A 19402-nucleotide genomic window follows, 5' to 3' on the forward strand; every position below is an offset into this window, starting at 1 on the left:
AACGAGGGCACTGAAAAAGTCCCGGAAAATCCGGCAAAAATGAAGGGGTTGTTCAATAAGCACGAACAACCCCTTTTCCTTGTCTTATAGGCCTACAAGTCTCATCGCCGAGTCGTATAAACGATTCTCAACGTATCAAATTGATTTTTTTAAGCCCTCCTTTTTACCTCACATATTAATTGGACTTTTTCAGTGCCCTCCATAAAAACCGGCCCCTTTTTATTGGTAAAGCTAAAATTACAATTATTGGGTTGCGATAAATAACCTGTGAAGCTCCTTTGTGCCTATTATTCTGTTATATATTCTTATGTCGTCAATTTTACCTTTAACCAGGTAATCATCACTGCTCGGGTTATCATTGCCCTGACTGTCAGCACCAATATACATGTCGCTGTCTGTTAATTCATTTGGTGTGGGAATATTATACGTGGTTGAATCAAAAACACCGTCAATATATGTATTGATTCTCGATAATGCATAGCTATAAGTAACAGTAATCATGTGCCATCCCTCAAGTCTAACAACAATTTGGCCATAAGCAAACGGATCTCCTCCGCCAGAAACATTATAGGTCACCGTACCTGCTTTACCTATCACCGAGGCAATATTTCCCATTCCCCCAACACCGGTTATCCATCCATTAGCGTAACCAAAACTTCTTTTACCAATTACAACGCTGCCATAAGAGTTACTATAACTTGTCAGATTAATCCAGTAATTTAAAGTAAAATCGGTTTTACTTAACCTTAAAGGTATATTGTCTTTTACTGTGATATAACTATTAATTCCGTTAAAGTCATAAGCGGCGTTAGGGTTTCTAAATCTATCCTCAGCACTGATTAAATTATGAGCCGTACCGTTATAATTATGTCCGGACAGGTCCTTTGTGTTGCTATTAAAAGGATAAAAAGCCAATAAACCTATGTTCAAACTATCCTTCACCGCTACAATGCCACTTACCGAAAAAATATTGGATTTATTGGTTAAGGATATGGTTAAGCAGATAATAATAAAAAGAGCCTGATATACAGGCTCTTTTTATTATTATTTTATAAACAGCTAATTAAATTACTGGCTTGTAAATTTTTTAGCGTTAATTCTTCTTTCGTTCTCATTCAAGAATATTTTACGCAAACGGATGCTTTGTGGTGTTACCTCAATGTATTCGTCGGCTTGTATGTATTCCATTGATTCTTCTAAAGAGAATTTAATAGCAGGTGCAATCCTTACGTTGGTATCACTTCCTGATGCGCGCATGTTGGTTAACTGTTTCCCTTTAGTTAAGTTAATAACCAAATCATTATCGCGGATATGCTCGCCTAAAACCTGTCCTTCATAAATATCAACTCCCGGATCAATAAAGAAACGACCACGGTCCTGTAATTTGTCAATAGCGAAAGCAGTGGTTTTACCAGTATCCATTGATACCAATACACCATTCAAACGGCCAGGGATAACACCTTTCCAAGGCTCATAAGCTTTAAAACGGTGCGCCATAATAGCCTCGCCGCCGGTAGCCGTTAATACGTTGTTACGCAAACCGATGATACCACGTGCAGGAATTTCAAATTCAAGGTGCTGTAAATCGCCTTTAGGTTCCATTACCAACAGGTCGCCTTTACGCTGGGTTACCAGCTCAATTACCTTACCGGCAACATCGCCCGGTACGTCGACGATCAGGGTTTCAACCGGCTCACATTTAACTCCGTCAATCTCTTTAACAATAACCTGCGGCTGACCAACCTGTAACTCATAACCTTCGCGGCGCATGGTTTCAATTAAAACCGACAAGTGGAGGATACCACGGCCATACACCAGGTATGAATCGGGCGATTCGGTTTCAACAACCTTAAGCGCCAGGTTTTTTTCCATTTCCTTGTATAAACGGTCGCGCAGATGGCGTGAGGTAACAAATTTGCCCTCTTTACCAAAGAAAGGAGAAGTATTGATGGTGAACATCATGTTCATAGTAGGCTCATCAATTTTGATAACTTCCAGTTGTTCTGGTTTTTCGAAATCGGCGATGGTATCGCCAATATCAAAACCTTCAATACCTACTACTGCGCAAATATCGCCAGAGCTTACTTCTGCTGTGCGTACTTTGCCCAGGCCTTCAAATGTATATAGTTCTTTGATCCTTGATTTTTGGATAGTTCCATCGCGTTTTACTAAGGATACCGGCTGGTTTTCTTTGATGGTACCGCGGGCAACACGACCGATAGCGATACGGCCTACGAAAGAAGAATAATCTAACGAGGTGATCTGCATTTGCAGTGAACCTTCAGCGATAGGCGCCGGCGGAATGTTTTCCAGGATGGCATCCATCAACGGGAAAATATCTTCTGTAGGTTTTTTCCAGTCGGTGCTCATCCAGCCTTGTTTTGATGAACCGTAGATAACCGGGAAATCCAGCTGATCTTCGGTAGCTTCAAGGTTGAAGAAAAGTTCGAAAATTTGCTCGTAAACCTCTTCCGGACGGCAGTTTTCTTTGTCAACCTTATTAACAACAACAATAGGTTTTAAGCCTAATGCCAAAGCTTTTTGGGTTACAAAGCGGGTTTGAGGCATGGCGCCTTCAAAAGCATCGCAAAGTAATAAAACACCATCGGCCATTTTCAACACACGCTCAACCTCGCCACCAAAGTCGGCGTGACCAGGGGTATCGATAATATTGATTTTAACGTCTTTATATTTTACCGAAACGTTTTTTGATACAATGGTAATACCACGCTCACGTTCCAGGTCGTTATTATCCAGTATCAGTTCGCCGGTTGATTCGTTGTCCCTGAAAATAGAACAACTGTGCAGTATTTTGTCAACCAACGTGGTTTTACCGTGGTCAACGTGTGCGATAATCGCGATGTTTCTTATTTTTTGCATGAAAATGCTCTCTAAAATTTGGCGCAAAGGTACTGTTTATATATGGCATTTTAAAGCTTTGACAATTTATCAACCAACATTTATACAATTTAATTACCAAACCCCTTCGGCAAACGCTGTTTTTAACACGCTGATTAACTAAAATTTATATAACTTTAATCAGTATCAAACATTAGTGCCATGCCCGATTATACGCAACTACTTTATGATATGGAAGTGCATTCCGTTGCAGGGATACGCAGGTATTTTGAAGAAGGCGGCAGCCCGAATGATGTACAAGATGGCAAACCGGTTTTCACCTCAATGGTTGAAATGTACAGCCGCGGCCCCCGGTTTAAAGATTGTGTACAGGTTTTTATCGATGCCGGATTGGATTTTGAAGACCAGGCCCTGCTGGCCGTTTTAATTGATGATGCAGGAAAATTAAAAAGCGTTATTAATGCCAATCCAAACCAGGCTGTACAAAAAACATATTCCCTATTTAATAATGCTTATACATCACTAACCGGAGCTACGCTGATGCATTTCTGCGCCGAATACAATTGCCTTAACTGCGCCAAATTATTGCTTCAATATGGCGCCAATATAAATGTTGCTGCCGGATTGGATGAACATGGCTTTGGCGGGCACACACCCATTTTCCATACTGTTAATCAAAACGGGAATAACTCTGTTGATATGCTGTTGTTTTACTTGAAAATAAAGCCAACCTCACCCATACAGTAAAGGGCTTAATATGGGGTAAAGGATATGAATGGGAAACTTTTATCCCGGCCGTAAATCCTATCAGTTACGCGATGATGGGCCTGTTGCCACAAATGCATCGGAAAGAAAAAATCATTGCCGAAGTGGTTTCGCTGCTGATAAAACACGCTTATGGCATTGACTACATGCCGCCTAATGTGCCGTGTAAATATTTAACGCATTGAGAATATTTTCAATACACCAATGTCATTTCGATGAGCACCGGTCGGGATTGAGCAAACAGGCGAAGAGAAATCTTATACGGCATTTATTCTATCTCCTTTATACACTCGTGGATATTCTATGTATAAGATCTCTCCCTCGCACCAATACACCGTCCCCTATGTGCTCATCGATTTCTATGATTTAAGCAACTAATTTCTGATAATTTTTTTCGTAAGGTCTGTTTTGGTTGACGCAGGCGAAAAGGCGTAATATGAGTTTGTTCCTAACGGCATTAATGACACTCATTTTATTCTTTTTTTCCTGCAATAGCTTTCGTTGGTAAAAGCGTTTTAGATCTTGGTTATGCTGTATAGCAACTATGGCTGCAAGATGTAGGAGCGTTTTTACTTTTTTGTTGGCCATATGCGATACCCTGGCCTTTTTAACAACCTTACCGGAGTTATCTGTAAAAGGTGCTACGCCTGAATAACAAGCGAACTTTTTAGGGTCGCTAATGTCCTTGAATTCGTTGGTAGTAACAATGACCTGAACGGCAGTTACTTTGCCAATGCCGCTTACTGAGGTTGCCAGTTTGAATATCCGGGTTAATTCTTTGTCCGCTTTAATAATTTCTTCTATAGCCCGCTCTGTCCTGGCTATGTCGCTTTCGATCGCCTTTAAGGAATGGCTGCAGGCTTGTAGGTTCTGCTTGCTGGTTTTGCCGGGACTGAAAGACACATGCTCTTTTAGTGGCACTTTCAATTGTTTTTTAACAGTTATCAACCGTAACCGGGTAGCTGCAAGATGGGCAAGTTGCTGCACAGCTTCGCGCTTAGGCTCCCATAAGCGCAGCCCTTCCCGCTCCTTATAAGCATACCAGGCGATACGCATGGCATCTACCTTGTCATTCTTGCCCCGGATATTCCCTAATGAGTTCTTGATCTGGGTAGCCGCTTCTAAGCAAATGTGTGCCTTCTTTTTATGCAGGCAAGCCAAAGCATGGTTGTTATAAATGCCGGTATGCTCCATGCAGAAAATAGCTTTGCTTAAGCTGAACCCAGGAAGTTTTCCCAACTCCTTGAGAAATGTATTGATTGCTGCCGGAGCGTTAGCAATTTCCTGGTGGAATAGAAACCGGCTGCCTTGCTGAACAGCAAAGTCCAATTCGTTTTTGGACACATCGATACCAATGAAAAATTCAAATTCCATATCTTTACCCTGTTTATGTTAGTAAACAGTTAACATGTTTTAAACTACATCAATTCCTTACTAATGAGCCTCGTAAACTCTAATTTCTATTTGATGCCACAGTTTAAAACAAGCGGTAAAGGAGTAAATCGAACGATAGGCCTACATGCCTGGAAATGACAATAATGCGCCTTTACCGCTGTTAACTTTATCCACAAAATCTAAGGTTATTAACAAAGAAAAAGAAGCAAAAAGAAAGCTTCAACAATAATAATAACCCTTATTATCTTGTTGAAGCTAATCTAAAGGAAATGACATAGTTTGAGATTGGGTATGTGCCATTATTCAGGAGATATCTTAACGCACCAATACTACCTCCCAAATGCCCAAACCAAAAACCTGGGCATGGCTTTACCCCAGGTGGCGGCGTCATGGCTGCCGTTAACTACCTCTACATACTGTATATCTGTTGGTCTTTTAAAACCTTTGGCTTCCAGTTCTTTGATCAGGTCAATGGTATCATCAATCGCGTCTATGATGCCGTTCCTGTTGCGGTCGGTGGTTTCGTCTTTAGTGCCGGTTTGCAGCCAGAACTTGAGGTTGGGTTTGCTGGCTGTATCTCTGATCACCGAATGCATAATACGGTCGGCATCGGTATAGCCTTTGGCAAGGTCGCGGTTGCGCCACCAGAACGAGCCCGAGAACACGCCCGCTTTATCAAATATACCCGCATTATTCCAGACAATATCAAAAGCCGACAGTCCGCCCAATGAAAAGCCGGCATAAGCAGTGGTTTCAAACTCGCCGATGCCGGTTTGATCCTTAACCTGCGGCAGCAATTCTGTTTTTATAAATTCGGTATAAACATCGGCTTTTGCTCCCCGTTTTTTAAAATCGGGTTTGCCAGCCACGCCGTATTCCTGTATACGCTCTTCGCCCGCGTGTATAGCAACAACCAGTACCGGTTTTATGCGGTTGGCGTTATATAATTGTTCCAGTGTTTGGCTCAGTTCAAGATTTTCCAGTTCTTGGCCATCGTTTAGCAACAGTAAGTTTAACGATTCTGTAACTTCCTGCTCATCGGGTATTAAAAGTTTACAGGTAACTTCGCGGTTAAGCAGTTCGGAGTGTATAGTTATATTTCTTTCGGTAATCGTCATTTCGGTTTCAGCCCAGCCCCAATACATCTTTATTCAAATTTTAAGCGCGCAAAAATAAAAATACTTTTGATTTTTTGACTATTTAGCCTCACCCTACCCTCTCCCAAGGAGAGGGGTTCAATAAAAATATTTTAAAGTCCTCTTCCTTTGGAGAGGATTAGGTGAGGTTTTTTTACTGCTACTTATTAATCAATCAGACAGTTGCCTTTATCAAACAAACCACTTAACTTACAATCACAAATAAAAAAGACACTGTTTTGACCGAAAAATATCACCAATGGCACTCGCCAAACTTAAATACCGACCTGGAAATGCTGGTATTTGGCGACAGGGGTTTCCCGGTGATCCTGTTCCCTACCACCAAAGGCAGATATTATCAGAATAAAGATTTCGGACTTATCGACAGTGTAAAATGGTTTATTGACGAAGGCCTGGTTAAAATATATTGCCCCGATACCATCGACGACCGCACTTGGTATCACAAAGGCATCTCCCCTGCCGATCGCGCCCACAACTATACCTGGTACGATAAAATGCTGCTTGACGAGCTAGTACCTTGGGCCATGCATGAAACAGGCGTAGGTAAAGTGGTTATGGCAGGCTGCAGTTTTGGCGGGTACCACGCGGCCAATTTCGCGTTTAAACATCCCGAAAAAGTGACCCACCTGTTTACCATGGGCGGGGCATTCGATATTAAAATGTTTACGGATGGATTTTATAATGACGATGTGTTTTACAATAACCCTGTGGATTTTTTACCGGGCAGCAACCAGCCTGAATTGTGGCAGATGAATATCATCCTCGGCACATCAGAACATGACATCTGTAAAGAATATAACATACAGCTATCAAACATTTTAGCTCAAAAAAACATTAATCATTGGTTGGACATACGCCCCAATGCCAGTCACGATTGGCCGATATGGCGCGAGATGTTTCCGCATTACCTATCAACAATTAAATAATTATTGAATTAATGATTTACTGAATTATTGAATAAATAAAACAAACCGCAAACTGCCAACTTTAAACTGCAAACTAAAACATCATCATCACCATGAAAAAAATAGGCATCTTATTCGGACAGGAAAATTCATTCCCACAGGCGTTTGTTGATCGCATCAATCAAAAAGCCGAAAAAAACATTTCGGCCGAGTTTGTACGTATTGATAAGGTAATGCAGGCCGAGCCGCTTGACTACGCGGTAATTGTCGACCGTATATCGCAGGACGTGCCATTTTACCGGGCTGCTCTCAAAAATGCGGCTATTTGTGGTACAGCGGTAATAAACAATCCTTTTTGGTGGAGCGCCGACGAAAAGTTTTTCAATAACGCGCTCGCCGTTAAGCTGGGCGTACCAGTTCCCAAAACCGTTATCCTACCCTCCAAGGACCTGCCCGATGACACTACAGAAAGATCATTCCGTAACCTGGCCTACCCTTTAGACTGGGACGGCATATTTAATTACATCGGTTTCCCTGCCTATATGAAACCTTTTGATGGCGGCGGCTGGAAAGAGGTTTACCAGCTGAACAACCGCGACGATTTTTTTAAAAGTTATGATAAAACCAAACAGTTTGTCATGATGCTGCAGGAAGAGGTGGTGTTTAATGATTATTTCCGTTGCTATTGCATTGGCGGTAAGCATGTGCGCATTATGCAATATGAGCCCCGCAACCCGCATCATTTACGATATGAGCACGGCAAAGCTCCCGCTTCAAAAAAATTACTCGATACCGTTAAAAACTACGTGATAAAACTGAACCAATATTTAGGCTATGATTTTAATACCGTAGAATTTGCTGTGCGCGATGGTGTACCTTATGCCATTGACTTTTGTAACCCTGCCCCCGATGCCGAGGTAACGAGCGTTGGACAGGAAAACTTTGACTGGGTGGTTGAAACCGCGGCAGATTACGCCATTGAACGGGCAAAAAAACAAAAGGATGGATTGGATAACCTTACCTGGGGTGAGTATATAAGAACATCGGCTGCCGGTTTGCCATTAATAAGCGCCAAAGTAAAACCAGTTAAGGAAGATATTTCCGTTGGTAAGGTTGAACACCCCATTGAGGCGGAAGGAAAAGTGAAGAAAGTAATAAAAGTAAAAGATCCTGCCGAAAAAATTTCTGAGCCTGTTAAGGTTAAAGCCCCGGAAAAAGTAAAAAAAGATAAAGCAGTAAAGGAAAAGCCTAAAAAGTCGGGTAAGAAATAATAACAAGCCTGATCATCCCGAATTTATTTCGGGATCCCGCATGCATGGTCGACGAGTTGCAAAGCTTATATCTTGCCTGTGGGGTGCTGAAACAAGTTCAGCATGACAATAAAAATGATAATAAGCGATGGGCAAGTGCGATTCCCCGCTTGAGAGGGGCGGAGGGAGTGTGTTTATTGAATAAACGAAACAAGCTGCCATCTCGAAAGGAGGTACGAGGAGAGATCTTATACATGCGGCATATGATTCGTATAAGATTTCTCCCTTCGTTCGAAAAGACGTGACTTAATGCTATATTGAATGGCATTTATAACCTAACCAATTATGAACGAGTTTACCTTAGGTGTTGAAGAAGAATTTATGGTGATTGATCCTGTTACGCGGGAACTGAAATCGCATGAGCAAAAAATTGTGGATAGCGCCCAGAAGATCCATGAGGATCAGGTAAAAGCCGAAATGCACCAGGCCGTGGTAGAGGTGGGCACGCACATTTGCCACAATACCCAGGAGGCCCGTGCCGAGGTGGGTAAACTGCGTACCACCGTGGCACAGCTGGCCGGCGATATTGGTTTGCGCATTGGTGCGGCAGGCACCCACCCTTTTTCGCACTGGCAGCATCAGCTCATTACTGACCATCCGCGGTATTTTGAAATTGTGGACGAGATGCAGGAAGCCGCCCGCTCCAACCTTATTTTCGGGTTACATGTACACGTAGGTATCCAATCGCGCGATATGGCTATTCATATTGCCAACCAGGTAAGGTATTTTTTACCGCATGTGTTTGCTCTATCCACCAATTCGCCGTTTTGGGAAGCGCGCAACACCGGCTTTAAATCGTTCCGCACCAAGGTATTTGATAAATTCCCCCGTACCGGAATCCCCGATTCTTTCAGCAGCATTGAGGAGTATGATAATTACATCAAGCTACTGGTAAAAACCAACTGCATTGACAATGCCAAAAAAATATGGTGGGATATACGGGTTCATCCGTTCTTCGAGACCATAGAGTTTCGCATTTGCGACTGCCCTATGCTGGTTGATGAAACCATTGCCTTTACCGCCTTGTTCCAGGCCCTGTGCGCCAAACTGTATAAGTTGAGGCAGCAAAACATGAAGTTCATCACCTACTCCCGCGCGCTCATCAACGAAAACAAATGGCGCGCCGCACGTTATGGTATCGACGGTAAAATGATTGATTTTGGCAAAGAAATGGAAGTAAATACCCGCTCGTTGGTACTGGAGCTGCTTGATTTTGTCGACGATGTGGTTGACGATCTTGGCTCGCGCGATGATTTACAGTATGTGCACAAAATACTGGAACACGGCACCGGCGCCGACCGGCAGTTAGCGGTTTACCAGCAAAATAGTAACTTTGAAGACGTGGTTGACTATATTACCTCGCAAACTTTAAAAGGACTATAATAATGACAACAAATAAACCGGAAATCAGGATAGCTATACTTGATCTGTATGATGGGATAGCCAACGAGGGGATGCGCGGTTTCCAGGATATTTTAAACCGGTATAAGGTACAACACCAGCTTAATTTAAGTTACCAGATATTTGATGTACGCCGGCGTTGTGAAATGCCGGGAACCGATTTTGACATTTACATTTCGAGTGGCGGCCCCGGCGATCCGCTGGTAACCGAAGGTACCGAGTGGGAGAAAAAATATTTCAAACTAATCAACAAGCTGGAAGATCATAACCTTTCTAACAGCACCGATAAAAAACATGTGCTATTCGTGTGCCATTCTTTTCAGCTCATGTGCCGCCATTACAAACTGGGCGATATTAATATGCGTCGCTCGCCATCATTTGGGGTGTTGCCTGTAAATCAAACCGCAGCAGGTGCCAATGAACCTATTTTTGAGGGCCTGGCCAATCCATTTTACGCGGTCGATTCGCGCAGCTGGCAGGTGGTCAATCCTAATGAAAAACGTTTTGAGGAACTGGGCATGCAACTGGTTGCTATTGAAAAAGAGCGCCCGCATGTTGATCTGCCACGGGCCATGATGGCCATTCGCTACAACGACTATTTTTTTGCTACCCAATTCCATCCCGAGGCCGATGCCAACGGTATGAAAACGCTGCTGCTAAAAGATGAGAAAAAGGACGAAGTGATAAACGAGCATGGAGAAGTAAAATACAATGAAATGCTGGCGCGCCTGGACGATCCGGATAAAATAACCCATACCCAACGTACGCTCATCCCCAATTTTTTAGATCAGTCAGTACTGAGCTTACAGGGCATGGTATAAAACCGCGATAAATAAAATATGAGCCCAATAAAAAAGCCTCTCCAAAATGGATCTTTTGTTGTTGAACGAGCATCTTGTAGTGGCTTTCTTTTGACACTTCAAGATACAAAAAACGGGGTTGAAAAACTAATTTTTCAACCCCGTTTTGCCTATTTAGACTTTTTCAGTGCCCTCCCAAAATGGAGAGGCTTTTTTATTCATTAGCTTTTGGCTTTAACCTTTCGGCCTTCAGCTTAAGAAGCCATTTGTTTACGGATGATATTCAATGCGCCACCGGCTTTAAACCACTCAATTTGCTGAGCGTTGTAAGTATGGTTCACAGCAAACGAATCAACAGAACCATCTTTGTGGTTTAATACTACGGTTAACTGTTTGCCCGGAGCAAATTCAGTTAAGCCATTAATATCAATCACATCGTCTTCCTGTATTTTGTCGTAATCGTTGTTATCGGCAAAGGTTATGCCCAGCATACCTTGTTTTTTAAGGTTGGTTTCGTGGATACGGGCAAATGATTTTACCAGTATGGCACGTACGCCCAGGTGACGTGGCTCCATAGCTGCGTGCTCACGTGATGAACCTTCGCCATAGTTTTCGTCGCCTACCACTATGGAGCCAATACCATGCGCTTTGTAGTCGCGCTGGGTGGCAGGAACCGGACCGTATTCGCCGGTCAGTTCATTCTTAACGCTATCGGCAGTATTGTTAAAATAGTTGATAGCGCCAATCAGCATGTTGTTTGAAATGTTATCCAGGTGACCACGGAACTTTAACCACGGACCAGCCATAGAGATATGGTCGGTAGTACATTTACCTTTGGCCTTGATCAACAGTTTTAAGCCTTTAATGTCGGTACCTTCCCATGCGGTAAACGGCTCCAGCAATTGCAGGCGTGATGATTTCGGATCAACAATAACCTGTACCTGACTGCCATCTTCTGCAGGGGCCTGATAACCGGCATCCTCAACAGCATAACCTTTTACCGGCATTTCAATACCTTGTGGCTCGTCAAATTTAACCTGCTCGCCATTTTCATTGGTAAGGGAATCGGTTAACGGGTTAAAGGTAAGGTCACCGGCAATAGCAAATGCGGTAACAATTTCCGGAGATGCTACAAAAGCATGGGTATTAGGGTTACCATCCTGACGTTTAGCAAAGTTACGGTTAAACGAAGTGATGATGGAGTTTTTACGCGTAGGATCATCAGTATGACGGGCCCACTGACCAATACATGGTCCGCAGGCATTTGCCAATACAACACCACCCATAGCGCCAAAAGTATCCAGGTAGCCGTCACGTTCTACGGTATAACGTACCAACTCAGATCCTGGTGTGATGGTAAATTCCGCCTTGGTTTTTAATTTTTTATCGATAGCCTGTTTAGCGATAGATGCAGAACGGGTAATATCTTCATAAGAAGAGTTGGTGCAAGAACCTATCAAACCAACCTCTAACTGAGTAGGCCAGTTGTTTTCTTTAACCGCGGTAGCGAATTTAGAAATAGGCCATGCCAAATCAGGAGTGAACGGGCCATTTACATGGGGTTCCAGTTCGCTCAGGTTAATTTCAATAACCTGGTCAAAATATTGCTCAGGATTTGCATACACTTCCTCGTCGCCGGTTAAGTGTTCAGCAATAGCATCAGCCAGTTCGGCAATGTCACCACGTTTTGTACCTTTCAGGTAAGCTGCTGCTTTTTCATCATATCCGAAGATAGAAGTAGTAGCGCCAATTTCGGCGCCCATGTTACAGATAGTACCTTTACCTGTGGCCGATAGTGAACGTGCACCTTCGCCAAAATATTCAACAATAGCACCGGTACCACCTTTTACGGTAAGTATACCAGCCACTTTTAATATAACGTCTTTAGCTGATGTCCAGCCAGATAATTTACCGGTTAATTTAACACCTATCAGTTTAGGAAATTTTAGCTCCCATGGTAAACCTGCCATAACATCGCAGGCATCGGCACCGCCAACACCAATAGCAACCATACCCAAACCACCCGCGTTAGGGGTGTGTGAGTCGGTACCTATCATCATACCGCCCGGGAATGCATAGTTTTCTAAAACAACCTGGTGAATGATACCGGCACCGGCTTTCCAGAAACCAATGCCATATTTATCAGAAACAGAAGCAAGGAAATCATAAACCTCGCGGTTTACGTCAATAGCTGTATTTAAATCGGCAACTGCGCCAACTTTTGCTTGTATAAGGTGATCGCAATGTACGGTAGACGGAACAGCAACCTGCGGACGGCCAGCCTGCATAAATTGCAGCAGCGCCATTTGCGCGGTAGCATCTTGCATAGCCACACGATCTGGTGCAAAATCAACATAATCCACCCCGCGGGCAAATGCTTTTTGAGCATCTCCTTCAGAAAGGTGGGCGTATAATATTTTTTCGGTTAAGGTTAAATGTTTACCGGTCGCTTTACGGGCAGCCTCAACGCGGGTGCTGTAGCGATCGTAAACTTTTTTGATCATATCTAAATCAAAAGCCATTTGTATTTGATTTTTAGGTGAAAGTAAACGAATTGACACAAAACCCATTAACTGGGCTCAGTGCGGCGAATTTACAAAAATTACAGCTAAAAGCTGTCAGTCAATTATGTAAATGTTATTTGGAGCTATTCTAAATAGCGTCCTCCTAACCGCCTAAAGGGGGGATGCTCCATGAAAAAACATATGGAAAAAATAGAAGTCTAAAGTATTGGGTGTCATGCTGAGCTCGGTCCAAGGGTCGAGCGCAGATGCCACCCCACCATGCTTCGACGGAGCTCAGCATGACACCTTTTTGCACTTATGTGGAAGTGATAATTTAATCGGTAAAAGTACTTTTTTTAGTTTTACACCAATGAAAATGACTATAACAGATTATCAGGATAACTGGGCCGCATTATTTGCAGATGAGCAGAAAAAAATAAGCGATATCCTTGGATTTTTAGATCCTGCGATAGTACACATCGGCAGCACCTCGGTACCAGGCCTCTGCGCTAAACCAATAATCGATATACAAGTAGGCTTAAAAAGTGCCGAAGACCTGGATAAAACCATAGCACCCATGCAGCAACATTATGCCTACGTTAAAAAATATGAGCCCGACTGGCCTGCAAGACGTTATTATTGTAAATATAAAAGCGAAACAGGCAATCCCGTACCTTCATTTATTGATGTAGATGATACCGCGCCCGTTAAGCAAGGCTTAATCTCATTGGTACACATTCATGTTTTTGTAAAAGACACCGACGACTGGATCAGGCACATCGCTTTCAAGGATTATTTAGCCAGTCATCCTCATGATCGCAATGCCTACTGTAAGCTCAAGCAGCAACTCGCAAAGCAGGAGTTTGAGGATATGATAGTCTATAACAACGCCAAAAATGACTTTGTAAAGCAAATCGAGCAAAAAGCGGTGGAGTGGTACAGATCGAAATAAAATAGATTCCTATTCAACTCAACACCCTAAACTCATAACCCGCCTTGCTCCAAACTTCCAAGGCGCGGGGCAGTGCATATTTGACCCGGTCAAAGGCTTTAAGACTATCATGAAAAACCACCACCGATCCGGCTTCAGTATGCTTCAACACATTTTGAAGGCAAGCTTCGGGGCTCAGGTTGATGTCAAAATCGCCGCTCAGCACATCCCACATGATGATTTTAATATCGGGGCGCGCAATCTTCAGGTCTTTGATCTGCTGCCTTTTTATTCTGCCGTAAGGTGGTCTGAAAAGAGAGGTGTCCAATATTTTATCGGCCTGTAAAAAATTATCAAGGTAAGTTTCGTTATCTGTTTTCCAGCCTTTGAGATGATTATAGGTATGATTACCTATCGCGTGGCCGTTTGCTATTAATTGCTTAAAGATGTCAGGATGTTTTTTTACATTGTCGGCAATGCAAAAAAAGGTGGCTTTGGCATTATATTGTTTTAAAATATTTAATATATGTGTTGTAACAATTGGTATAGGTCCATCGTCAAAAGTGAGATAAATGCAATGGTTTGTTCGGTTAATGTTCCAAATTAGTTCAGGATACAGCCTTTTAAGCAGCCCGGGTGTTTTAACCAAATACATATTTATATAGGAGTTATATGTTCTATTTAAAAAATAAATAAAAATGAACATGCAAGGTAAGCATCAGTTGCTTACCATTGTATATAAAAACTTATGAAACCAACATTATCACTACCCGTTAAAACAATCCTGATAGGTGCAATATTATTTTCGTCACTTATTTTTAAAGCTAATGCACAGGAGGTAATAACCTTACAAAAAGCTATTGACCTTACCCTCGACAGAAATTTAACCATCAAACAGGCCCAATTTACTGAAGCTTTGTCTGACGAGGATCTGAAACAATCAAAGTACAATCAATTACCCAATTTGACCGCTGCCCCACAGGGCACATTCAATTTTGGCCGTAACATTGACCCATCAACCAATCAGTTTATTAATCAGCGTATTTTTGCGCTAAATGGTAATGTGTCAACCCAGATCACTTTATTTCAGGGCGGTCAGTTGCGTAACCAGGTAATTCAAAACAAAATATTGCTCGATGCCAATAAAACAGCCACATCAAAAGTAAAAAACGACCTGATACTAAATGTGGTGACCACCTTTTTGAACGTGTTAACCAATCAGGATCTTGTAAAAGCATCGCAACAGCAAATTGATATTGCCAAGCTTACTTTAGAAAGGGCACAAAAAAATTATAGTGTAGGTAACCAAACCCTGGCCGATCTGTCGCAGGCTAAAGCGCAGCTTTCAACCGCCGATCTGAATTTCACCAACGCTCAAAATCAGCTGGAACTATCTGTGCTCACGTTAAAGCAATATATGGAAATGAATCCGGCTACAGAGATAGTTATTGAAAAACCAGATATCAGCAAGCTAACCAATCTAAAAACAATTTATGATCCGCAGGATGTGCTAAAAACAGCCATGGGCATAAACCCCGATGTATTACTTGCAGAGGTTCAGCAAAAATCATACGAGCAGGCAATAAAGGTTGCAAGAGGTAATTATTTTCCAAGTGTGATTTTATTCGGGCAAGCCGGCTCTTATTATTCAGGCGCAAAAAACGTACTTGAAAGTGCAACGCTCAATGGTACATTTAATACTATTGGCATTGTAAAGGGCACTCAACAAGAGGTAGTAGCCCCTAATTTCACCTCTACTTTTAAAAGCAACCCGTTTTTTACACAATTAAGCGATAACTTTAACCAGGCAGCCGGTATAAGTTTGCAGATACCGATATTTAACCGGTTTACCGCACGTACATCAGTACGCAAGGCAAAAATACAAGCAGAAAATGCACAGGTAACTGCCCAGCTGGCCCGCAATAACCTGAGCAAGGTTATTTACCAGGCGGTATGGGATGTACAGGCGGCAGAAAAAAAATATCAGTCGACCATACAAACGTATCAGGCTAATAAAGATGCCTTTAACGTTATACAGCAGCGTTATACTGTTGGTTTAGTAAACTCATTGGATTATAATACATCATTAACCAATCTTAATAAATCTCAGTTTGATATGATAGAAGCCCAGTATCAGCTTGTTTTCCGGAGTAAGGTGATTGATTATTACCTGGGCAATCAAATAACGCTTTAAACATTAGTAAGCTTAATCTTAAACACAAATAAAATATCGAAACGCATAGTCATGGGAAAAACTACTAAATATATTTTGATTGGCCTGGGAGCAATAGTTGTATTGTTCTTTATATTAAAGTTTGCCGGCGTGGTTGGGAAACCTGCATTAACCCAGATAGCCACAGAAAAAGCTGATGTGCGTGAAATTAGTGAAACCGTATCGGCCAGCGGTAAAATAAAACCACATGTTGAAGTAAAGATAACCTCAGAAGTATCGGGCGAAATAGTTGAGCTGCCTGTTAAAGAAGGAGATGTGGTTAAAAAGGGGCAGCTGCTTTGTAAGGTACGCCCTGACATATTAAAATCTGGCTATGACAGGGCCGTGGCATCATACAGCACCCAAAAGGCAAGTGTGGGCAACTCCGTGCAAATGCTTAAACAAGCCGAAGCTACTTATAATAACCAGGCCGCTATTTACAAACGCAGTAAAGAACTTTATGATAATAAGGTACTTACCGCGTCTGAATATGATAACGCTAAAGCCAGTTATGAAGGAGCCAAAGCGAGTTTAGAAGCCGCAAAACAAAACGTAGTGGGCGCCCAGTTTGGCCTGGTACAGTCGTCCGCCTCAGTTAAAGAAGCACAGGATAACCTGGCTAAAACAAGCCTTTATTCACCGGTTGATGGCGTAGTATCAAAATTATCGATAGAAAAAGGTGAGCGTGTTTTAGGAACCCAGCAATTTGCCGGTACCGAGATCATGACCATATCTGACCTGAGCAAAATGGACGTGAATGTTGATGTGAACGAAAATGATATTAACCGTATTTCTGTAGGCGATCCCGCGAATATTGAAATTGATGCCTTTTTAGGTAAGAAGTTTAACGGATCGGTAATTGAGATAGGAAGCTCGGCCAACGTTGTGGGTACCACTGCCGACCAGGTAACTAACTTTACGGTTAAAGTGCGTATAGATGCCAAATCATACGAAGGTTTGCTCAAAAAAACCCATGATAACCCATCTCCTTTCCGTCCAGGACTAACAGCCACGGTTGATATTAATACCAACCACGTTAAATCAATGTCTGTTCCTATACAATCCGTAACTACACGTGAGGAGAAAAAAGAGACTACTCCTGCTCCGGGTGCAGCTCAAACCGATGATAAAAATAAACCACAGATCAGCGCGCCGGTAAAAGAATATGTATATGTTTATAATGCAGGTAAATTAAAGCAGGTACAGGTTACTACCGGTATCCAGAATGACGCCTATATCCAAGTACTGACAGGGTTAAAAAGCGGAGAAGAAGTGGTATCGGCTCCATACTCGGCCATATCAAAAACCTTGGCAGATGGCATGATGGTTGAAAAGGTTGATAAATCAAAACTTTTTAATGCCGATGCTAATAAATAATAACCGTTGATACAGACATAACAAAGCCGCTGTCTTAAAGGACGGCGGCTTTGTTATTTAATTACTTCTTAATCACCCTTTTCAGCACCAGCAGATTTTGCCCATTAAGGCTGTAACCAGATATATTGTTTTGATACAGGTTAACCAGTTTATCATAGTATAATACCACAACCGGCGATTGTTCCATCATCAAACCATCCATTTGCTGATATATGGCATATCGCTCCTCATTGTTTTTTACCTGGTAAGTTTGCTCAAACAGGGCGTCAAATTTTTTATTGTTAAAGCCGGTATAATTAGGGCCGTAAGGGATTTTATTTTTTGAGTAAAATACCGAAAGATAATTTTCACCGTCGGGATAATCGGCTATCCATTGGCCATAAAAAAAGTTAATACCGTTTTTAGAAACCAGCTCACGCAGGCTGGCCCCCTGGGTAATCTCAACACTGGTTTTAATTCCAACACGGTCAAGTTGTCCCTGTACATATTCAATTAAACTGCGGTAACCAACCGTAGTAGCCAGTGAAATTTCGGGCAGGTTTTTACCATCAGGAAAGCCTGCTTCGGCCAATAACTGGCGTGCCTTCTCAGGATCATAGGTATATCCCTTAACATTTTTGTTAAACCCTGGCATACCCTCCGGAATAAAACCGGCATAACCTGGTGTACCCATGCTGTTGCGCAGGTATTTCATCATTTTTTGTCTGTCGATGGCGTAATTTATAGCCTGCCTTACCTTCAATATCCGCAGCGGTGATTTTTTAACTATAGCCAAATTGGTATCAACCAATATGCCCAGGTACATGGTATTGAGGTATGGGGCGGTATTTAAAATAAATTTACCCTTATACTTCTGCGTTATTCTGCCCGATTTGGTTAGTATATCGTCGCGGTAGCTGCCATCGATATCATTCAGAAAATCGAGCTTCTTTTTTATAAACTCCAGGAACGAGGTCTGCTTGTCGGCGATAAACGTCGCCTTAACGGCATCAAGGTAAGGCAGGCGGGTGCCCTTTTCATCTTTCTCCCAGTACTTTTCATTCTTCAGCAATACCAGCACCTCCCCCTCCTTCCAGTATTTAAATTTAAACGGACCGGTACCGATGGGGTGGCTCCTGAAATCTTTTCCATAATGTTCCACAACCTCTTTCGGTACAACAGAACAATATTGCGCGGTTAGCATGCTCAAAAATGGCGCAAAAGGTTGCTTAAGCCTAATCTGCAGCGTACTGTCATTAGCAGCTACAAAAGCATTCTTACCCTCCACCTTATCACTGAATATCCATGAACCGGACGAGGCCACTTTGGGGTCTATTAACCGACCAAAGCTGTAAACAAAATCGGCGGCCAAAGCTCTTCTGCCCACTCCGCCTTTAAAAAGAGGATCGTCATGAAAGTAAACATCATTACGTAAATGGAATGTATATAACAAGCCATCGGCAGATACATCCCAGCTTTTGGCAATGCAGGGTATAACTTTTAAACTATCATTAATCTGAACCAGTCCGTTAAAAACCTGGTTATCCATCCAGATAGTATAATGGTTACGGCAAAATGCCGGGTCAAGCGAAGTAAGGCCTTCTTCCAGATTAATATTAAATACCGTTTTGCGGGAATCAGTAGTATCGGTATGGCAGGCAATAAGTTGAATTAACAGTACAGCAAAAAATAATATGGCCCATTTATTCATTGAAGGCTAATGTAATAATTATTGGGTTAGCGTATTATGCTTTATAGATTTATTACGTATAGATGAAGGTAAATTTACTAACTAACAACTTCCTTG

The 19402-nt window shown here is 42.3% G+C and carries 15 protein-coding genes; 8 read left to right on the forward strand and 7 right to left on the reverse strand.

The features are described from left to right. Positions 1-243: 243 nt before the first annotated feature. Positions 244-942, reverse strand: coding sequence for a LamG domain-containing protein (locus SNE25_RS30010; protein WP_321562691.1), 699 nt, complete (start codon positions 940-942; stop codon positions 244-246). 126 nt (positions 943-1068) lie between these two features. After that, positions 1069-2880, reverse strand: coding sequence for a translational GTPase TypA (typA, locus tag SNE25_RS30015; RefSeq protein ID WP_321562692.1), 1812 nt, complete (start codon positions 2878-2880; stop codon positions 1069-1071). 180 nt (positions 2881-3060) lie between these two features. On the opposite strand from typA, the gene SNE25_RS30020 reads away from it, so the two are divergent. Beyond that, a complete protein-coding gene (locus SNE25_RS30020; RefSeq protein ID WP_321562693.1) occupies positions 3061-3606 on the forward strand; it encodes an ankyrin repeat domain-containing protein in 546 nt (181 codons plus the stop codon). 384 nt (positions 3607-3990) lie between these two features. Here SNE25_RS30020 and SNE25_RS30025 read toward each other — a convergent pair whose 3' ends face one another. Both SNE25_RS30025 and SNE25_RS30030 read right to left on the reverse strand, forming a co-directional pair. Further along, positions 3991-4998, reverse strand: coding sequence for an IS110 family RNA-guided transposase (locus SNE25_RS30025; protein WP_321562694.1), 1008 nt, complete (start codon positions 4996-4998; stop codon positions 3991-3993). 350 nt (positions 4999-5348) lie between these two features. Continuing rightward, positions 5349-6164 carry an alpha/beta hydrolase gene (locus SNE25_RS30030; RefSeq protein ID WP_321562695.1) on the reverse strand — a complete coding sequence of 272 codons (816 nt, stop codon included), beginning with the start codon at positions 6162-6164 and terminating at the stop codon, positions 5349-5351. 230 nt (positions 6165-6394) lie between these two features. On the opposite strand from SNE25_RS30030, the gene SNE25_RS30035 reads away from it, so the two are divergent. The 4 genes from SNE25_RS30035 to SNE25_RS30050 all read left to right on the forward strand — a co-directional run bounded on the left by SNE25_RS30035 (position 6395) and on the right by SNE25_RS30050 (position 10613). Then, the gene (locus tag SNE25_RS30035) at positions 6395-7102 is read left to right on the forward strand and encodes an esterase family protein (protein WP_321562696.1); all 708 of its coding nucleotides are present in this window, start codon (positions 6395-6397) and stop codon (positions 7100-7102) included. Between the two features lie 92 nt (positions 7103-7194). Next, on the forward strand, positions 7195-8352 hold the full coding sequence (locus SNE25_RS30040) for an ATP-grasp domain-containing protein (RefSeq protein WP_321562697.1): 1158 nt from the start codon (positions 7195-7197) through the stop codon (positions 8350-8352). A gap of 324 nt (positions 8353-8676) precedes the next feature. Continuing rightward, on the forward strand, positions 8677-9774 hold the full coding sequence (locus SNE25_RS30045; RefSeq protein ID WP_321562698.1) for a carboxylate-amine ligase: 1098 nt from the start codon (positions 8677-8679) through the stop codon (positions 9772-9774). Positions 9775-9776: 2 nt separating this feature from the next. Beyond that, positions 9777-10613 (forward strand): type 1 glutamine amidotransferase, encoded by an 837-nt coding sequence (locus tag SNE25_RS30050; protein ID WP_321562699.1) that lies wholly within the window; start codon positions 9777-9779, stop codon positions 10611-10613. A gap of 233 nt (positions 10614-10846) precedes the next feature. Here SNE25_RS30050 and SNE25_RS30055 read toward each other — a convergent pair whose 3' ends face one another. Beyond that, entirely contained in the window at positions 10847-13114 is a 2268-nt protein-coding gene (locus tag SNE25_RS30055; RefSeq protein WP_321562700.1) for an aconitate hydratase, read from the reverse strand. Positions 13115-13466: 352 nt separating this feature from the next. On the opposite strand from SNE25_RS30055, the gene SNE25_RS30060 reads away from it, so the two are divergent. Then, positions 13467-14048 carry a GrpB family protein gene (locus SNE25_RS30060; RefSeq protein ID WP_321562701.1) on the forward strand — a complete coding sequence of 194 codons (582 nt, stop codon included), beginning with the start codon at positions 13467-13469 and terminating at the stop codon, positions 14046-14048. Between the two features lie 13 nt (positions 14049-14061). On the opposite strand, the gene SNE25_RS30065 is transcribed toward SNE25_RS30060, so the two are convergent. Beyond that, positions 14062-14682, reverse strand: a complete 621-nt coding sequence (locus SNE25_RS30065; RefSeq protein ID WP_321562702.1) for a polysaccharide deacetylase family protein — start codon at positions 14680-14682, stop codon at positions 14062-14064. Between the two features lie 93 nt (positions 14683-14775). On the opposite strand from SNE25_RS30065, the gene SNE25_RS30070 reads away from it, so the two are divergent. Next, a complete protein-coding gene (locus SNE25_RS30070; protein ID WP_321562703.1) occupies positions 14776-16221 on the forward strand; it encodes a TolC family protein in 1446 nt (481 codons plus the stop codon). Between the two features lie 51 nt (positions 16222-16272). Beyond that, positions 16273-17616 carry an efflux RND transporter periplasmic adaptor subunit gene (locus SNE25_RS30075; protein ID WP_321562704.1) on the forward strand — a complete coding sequence of 448 codons (1344 nt, stop codon included), beginning with the start codon at positions 16273-16275 and terminating at the stop codon, positions 17614-17616. Positions 17617-17677: 61 nt separating this feature from the next. Here SNE25_RS30075 and SNE25_RS30080 read toward each other — a convergent pair whose 3' ends face one another. Next, complete coding sequence (locus tag SNE25_RS30080) at positions 17678-19306, reverse strand: ABC transporter substrate-binding protein (protein ID WP_321562705.1); 1629 nt, start codon at positions 19304-19306, stop codon at positions 17678-17680. Positions 19307-19402: the final 96 nt, after the last annotated feature.

Origin of the sequence: Mucilaginibacter sabulilitoris (genome assembly GCF_034262375.1) — a bacterium.
Classification (GTDB): domain Bacteria; phylum Bacteroidota; class Bacteroidia; order Sphingobacteriales; family Sphingobacteriaceae; genus Mucilaginibacter; species Mucilaginibacter sabulilitoris.

Bases quoted from the DNA above. Each gene is read 5' to 3' on its own strand.
- typA (WP_321562692.1), bottom strand. From the start codon at position 2,880: ATGCAAAAAATAAGAAACATCGCGATTATCGCACACGTTGACCACGGT.
- SNE25_RS30025 (WP_321562694.1), bottom strand. From the start codon at position 4,998: ATGGAATTTGAATTTTTCATTGGTATCGATGTGTCCAAAAACGAATTG.
- SNE25_RS30080 (WP_321562705.1), bottom strand. From the start codon at position 19,306: ATGAATAAATGGGCCATATTATTTTTTGCTGTACTGTTAATTCAACTT.
- SNE25_RS30065 (WP_321562702.1), bottom strand. From the start codon at position 14,682: ATGTATTTGGTTAAAACACCCGGGCTGCTTAAAAGGCTGTATCCTGAA.
- SNE25_RS30060 (WP_321562701.1), top strand. From the start codon at position 13,467: ATGAAAATGACTATAACAGATTATCAGGATAACTGGGCCGCATTATTT.
- SNE25_RS30020 (WP_321562693.1), top strand. From the start codon at position 3,061: ATGCCCGATTATACGCAACTACTTTATGATATGGAAGTGCATTCCGTT.
- SNE25_RS30055 (WP_321562700.1), bottom strand. From the start codon at position 13,114: ATGGCTTTTGATTTAGATATGATCAAAAAAGTTTACGATCGCTACAGC.
- SNE25_RS30070 (WP_321562703.1), top strand. From the start codon at position 14,776: ATGAAACCAACATTATCACTACCCGTTAAAACAATCCTGATAGGTGCA.
- SNE25_RS30050 (WP_321562699.1), top strand. From the start codon at position 9,777: ATGACAACAAATAAACCGGAAATCAGGATAGCTATACTTGATCTGTAT.
- SNE25_RS30075 (WP_321562704.1), top strand. From the start codon at position 16,273: ATGGGAAAAACTACTAAATATATTTTGATTGGCCTGGGAGCAATAGTT.
- SNE25_RS30040 (WP_321562697.1), top strand. From the start codon at position 7,195: ATGAAAAAAATAGGCATCTTATTCGGACAGGAAAATTCATTCCCACAG.
- SNE25_RS30030 (WP_321562695.1), bottom strand. From the start codon at position 6,164: ATGTATTGGGGCTGGGCTGAAACCGAAATGACGATTACCGAAAGAAAT.
- SNE25_RS30045 (WP_321562698.1), top strand. From the start codon at position 8,677: ATGAACGAGTTTACCTTAGGTGTTGAAGAAGAATTTATGGTGATTGAT.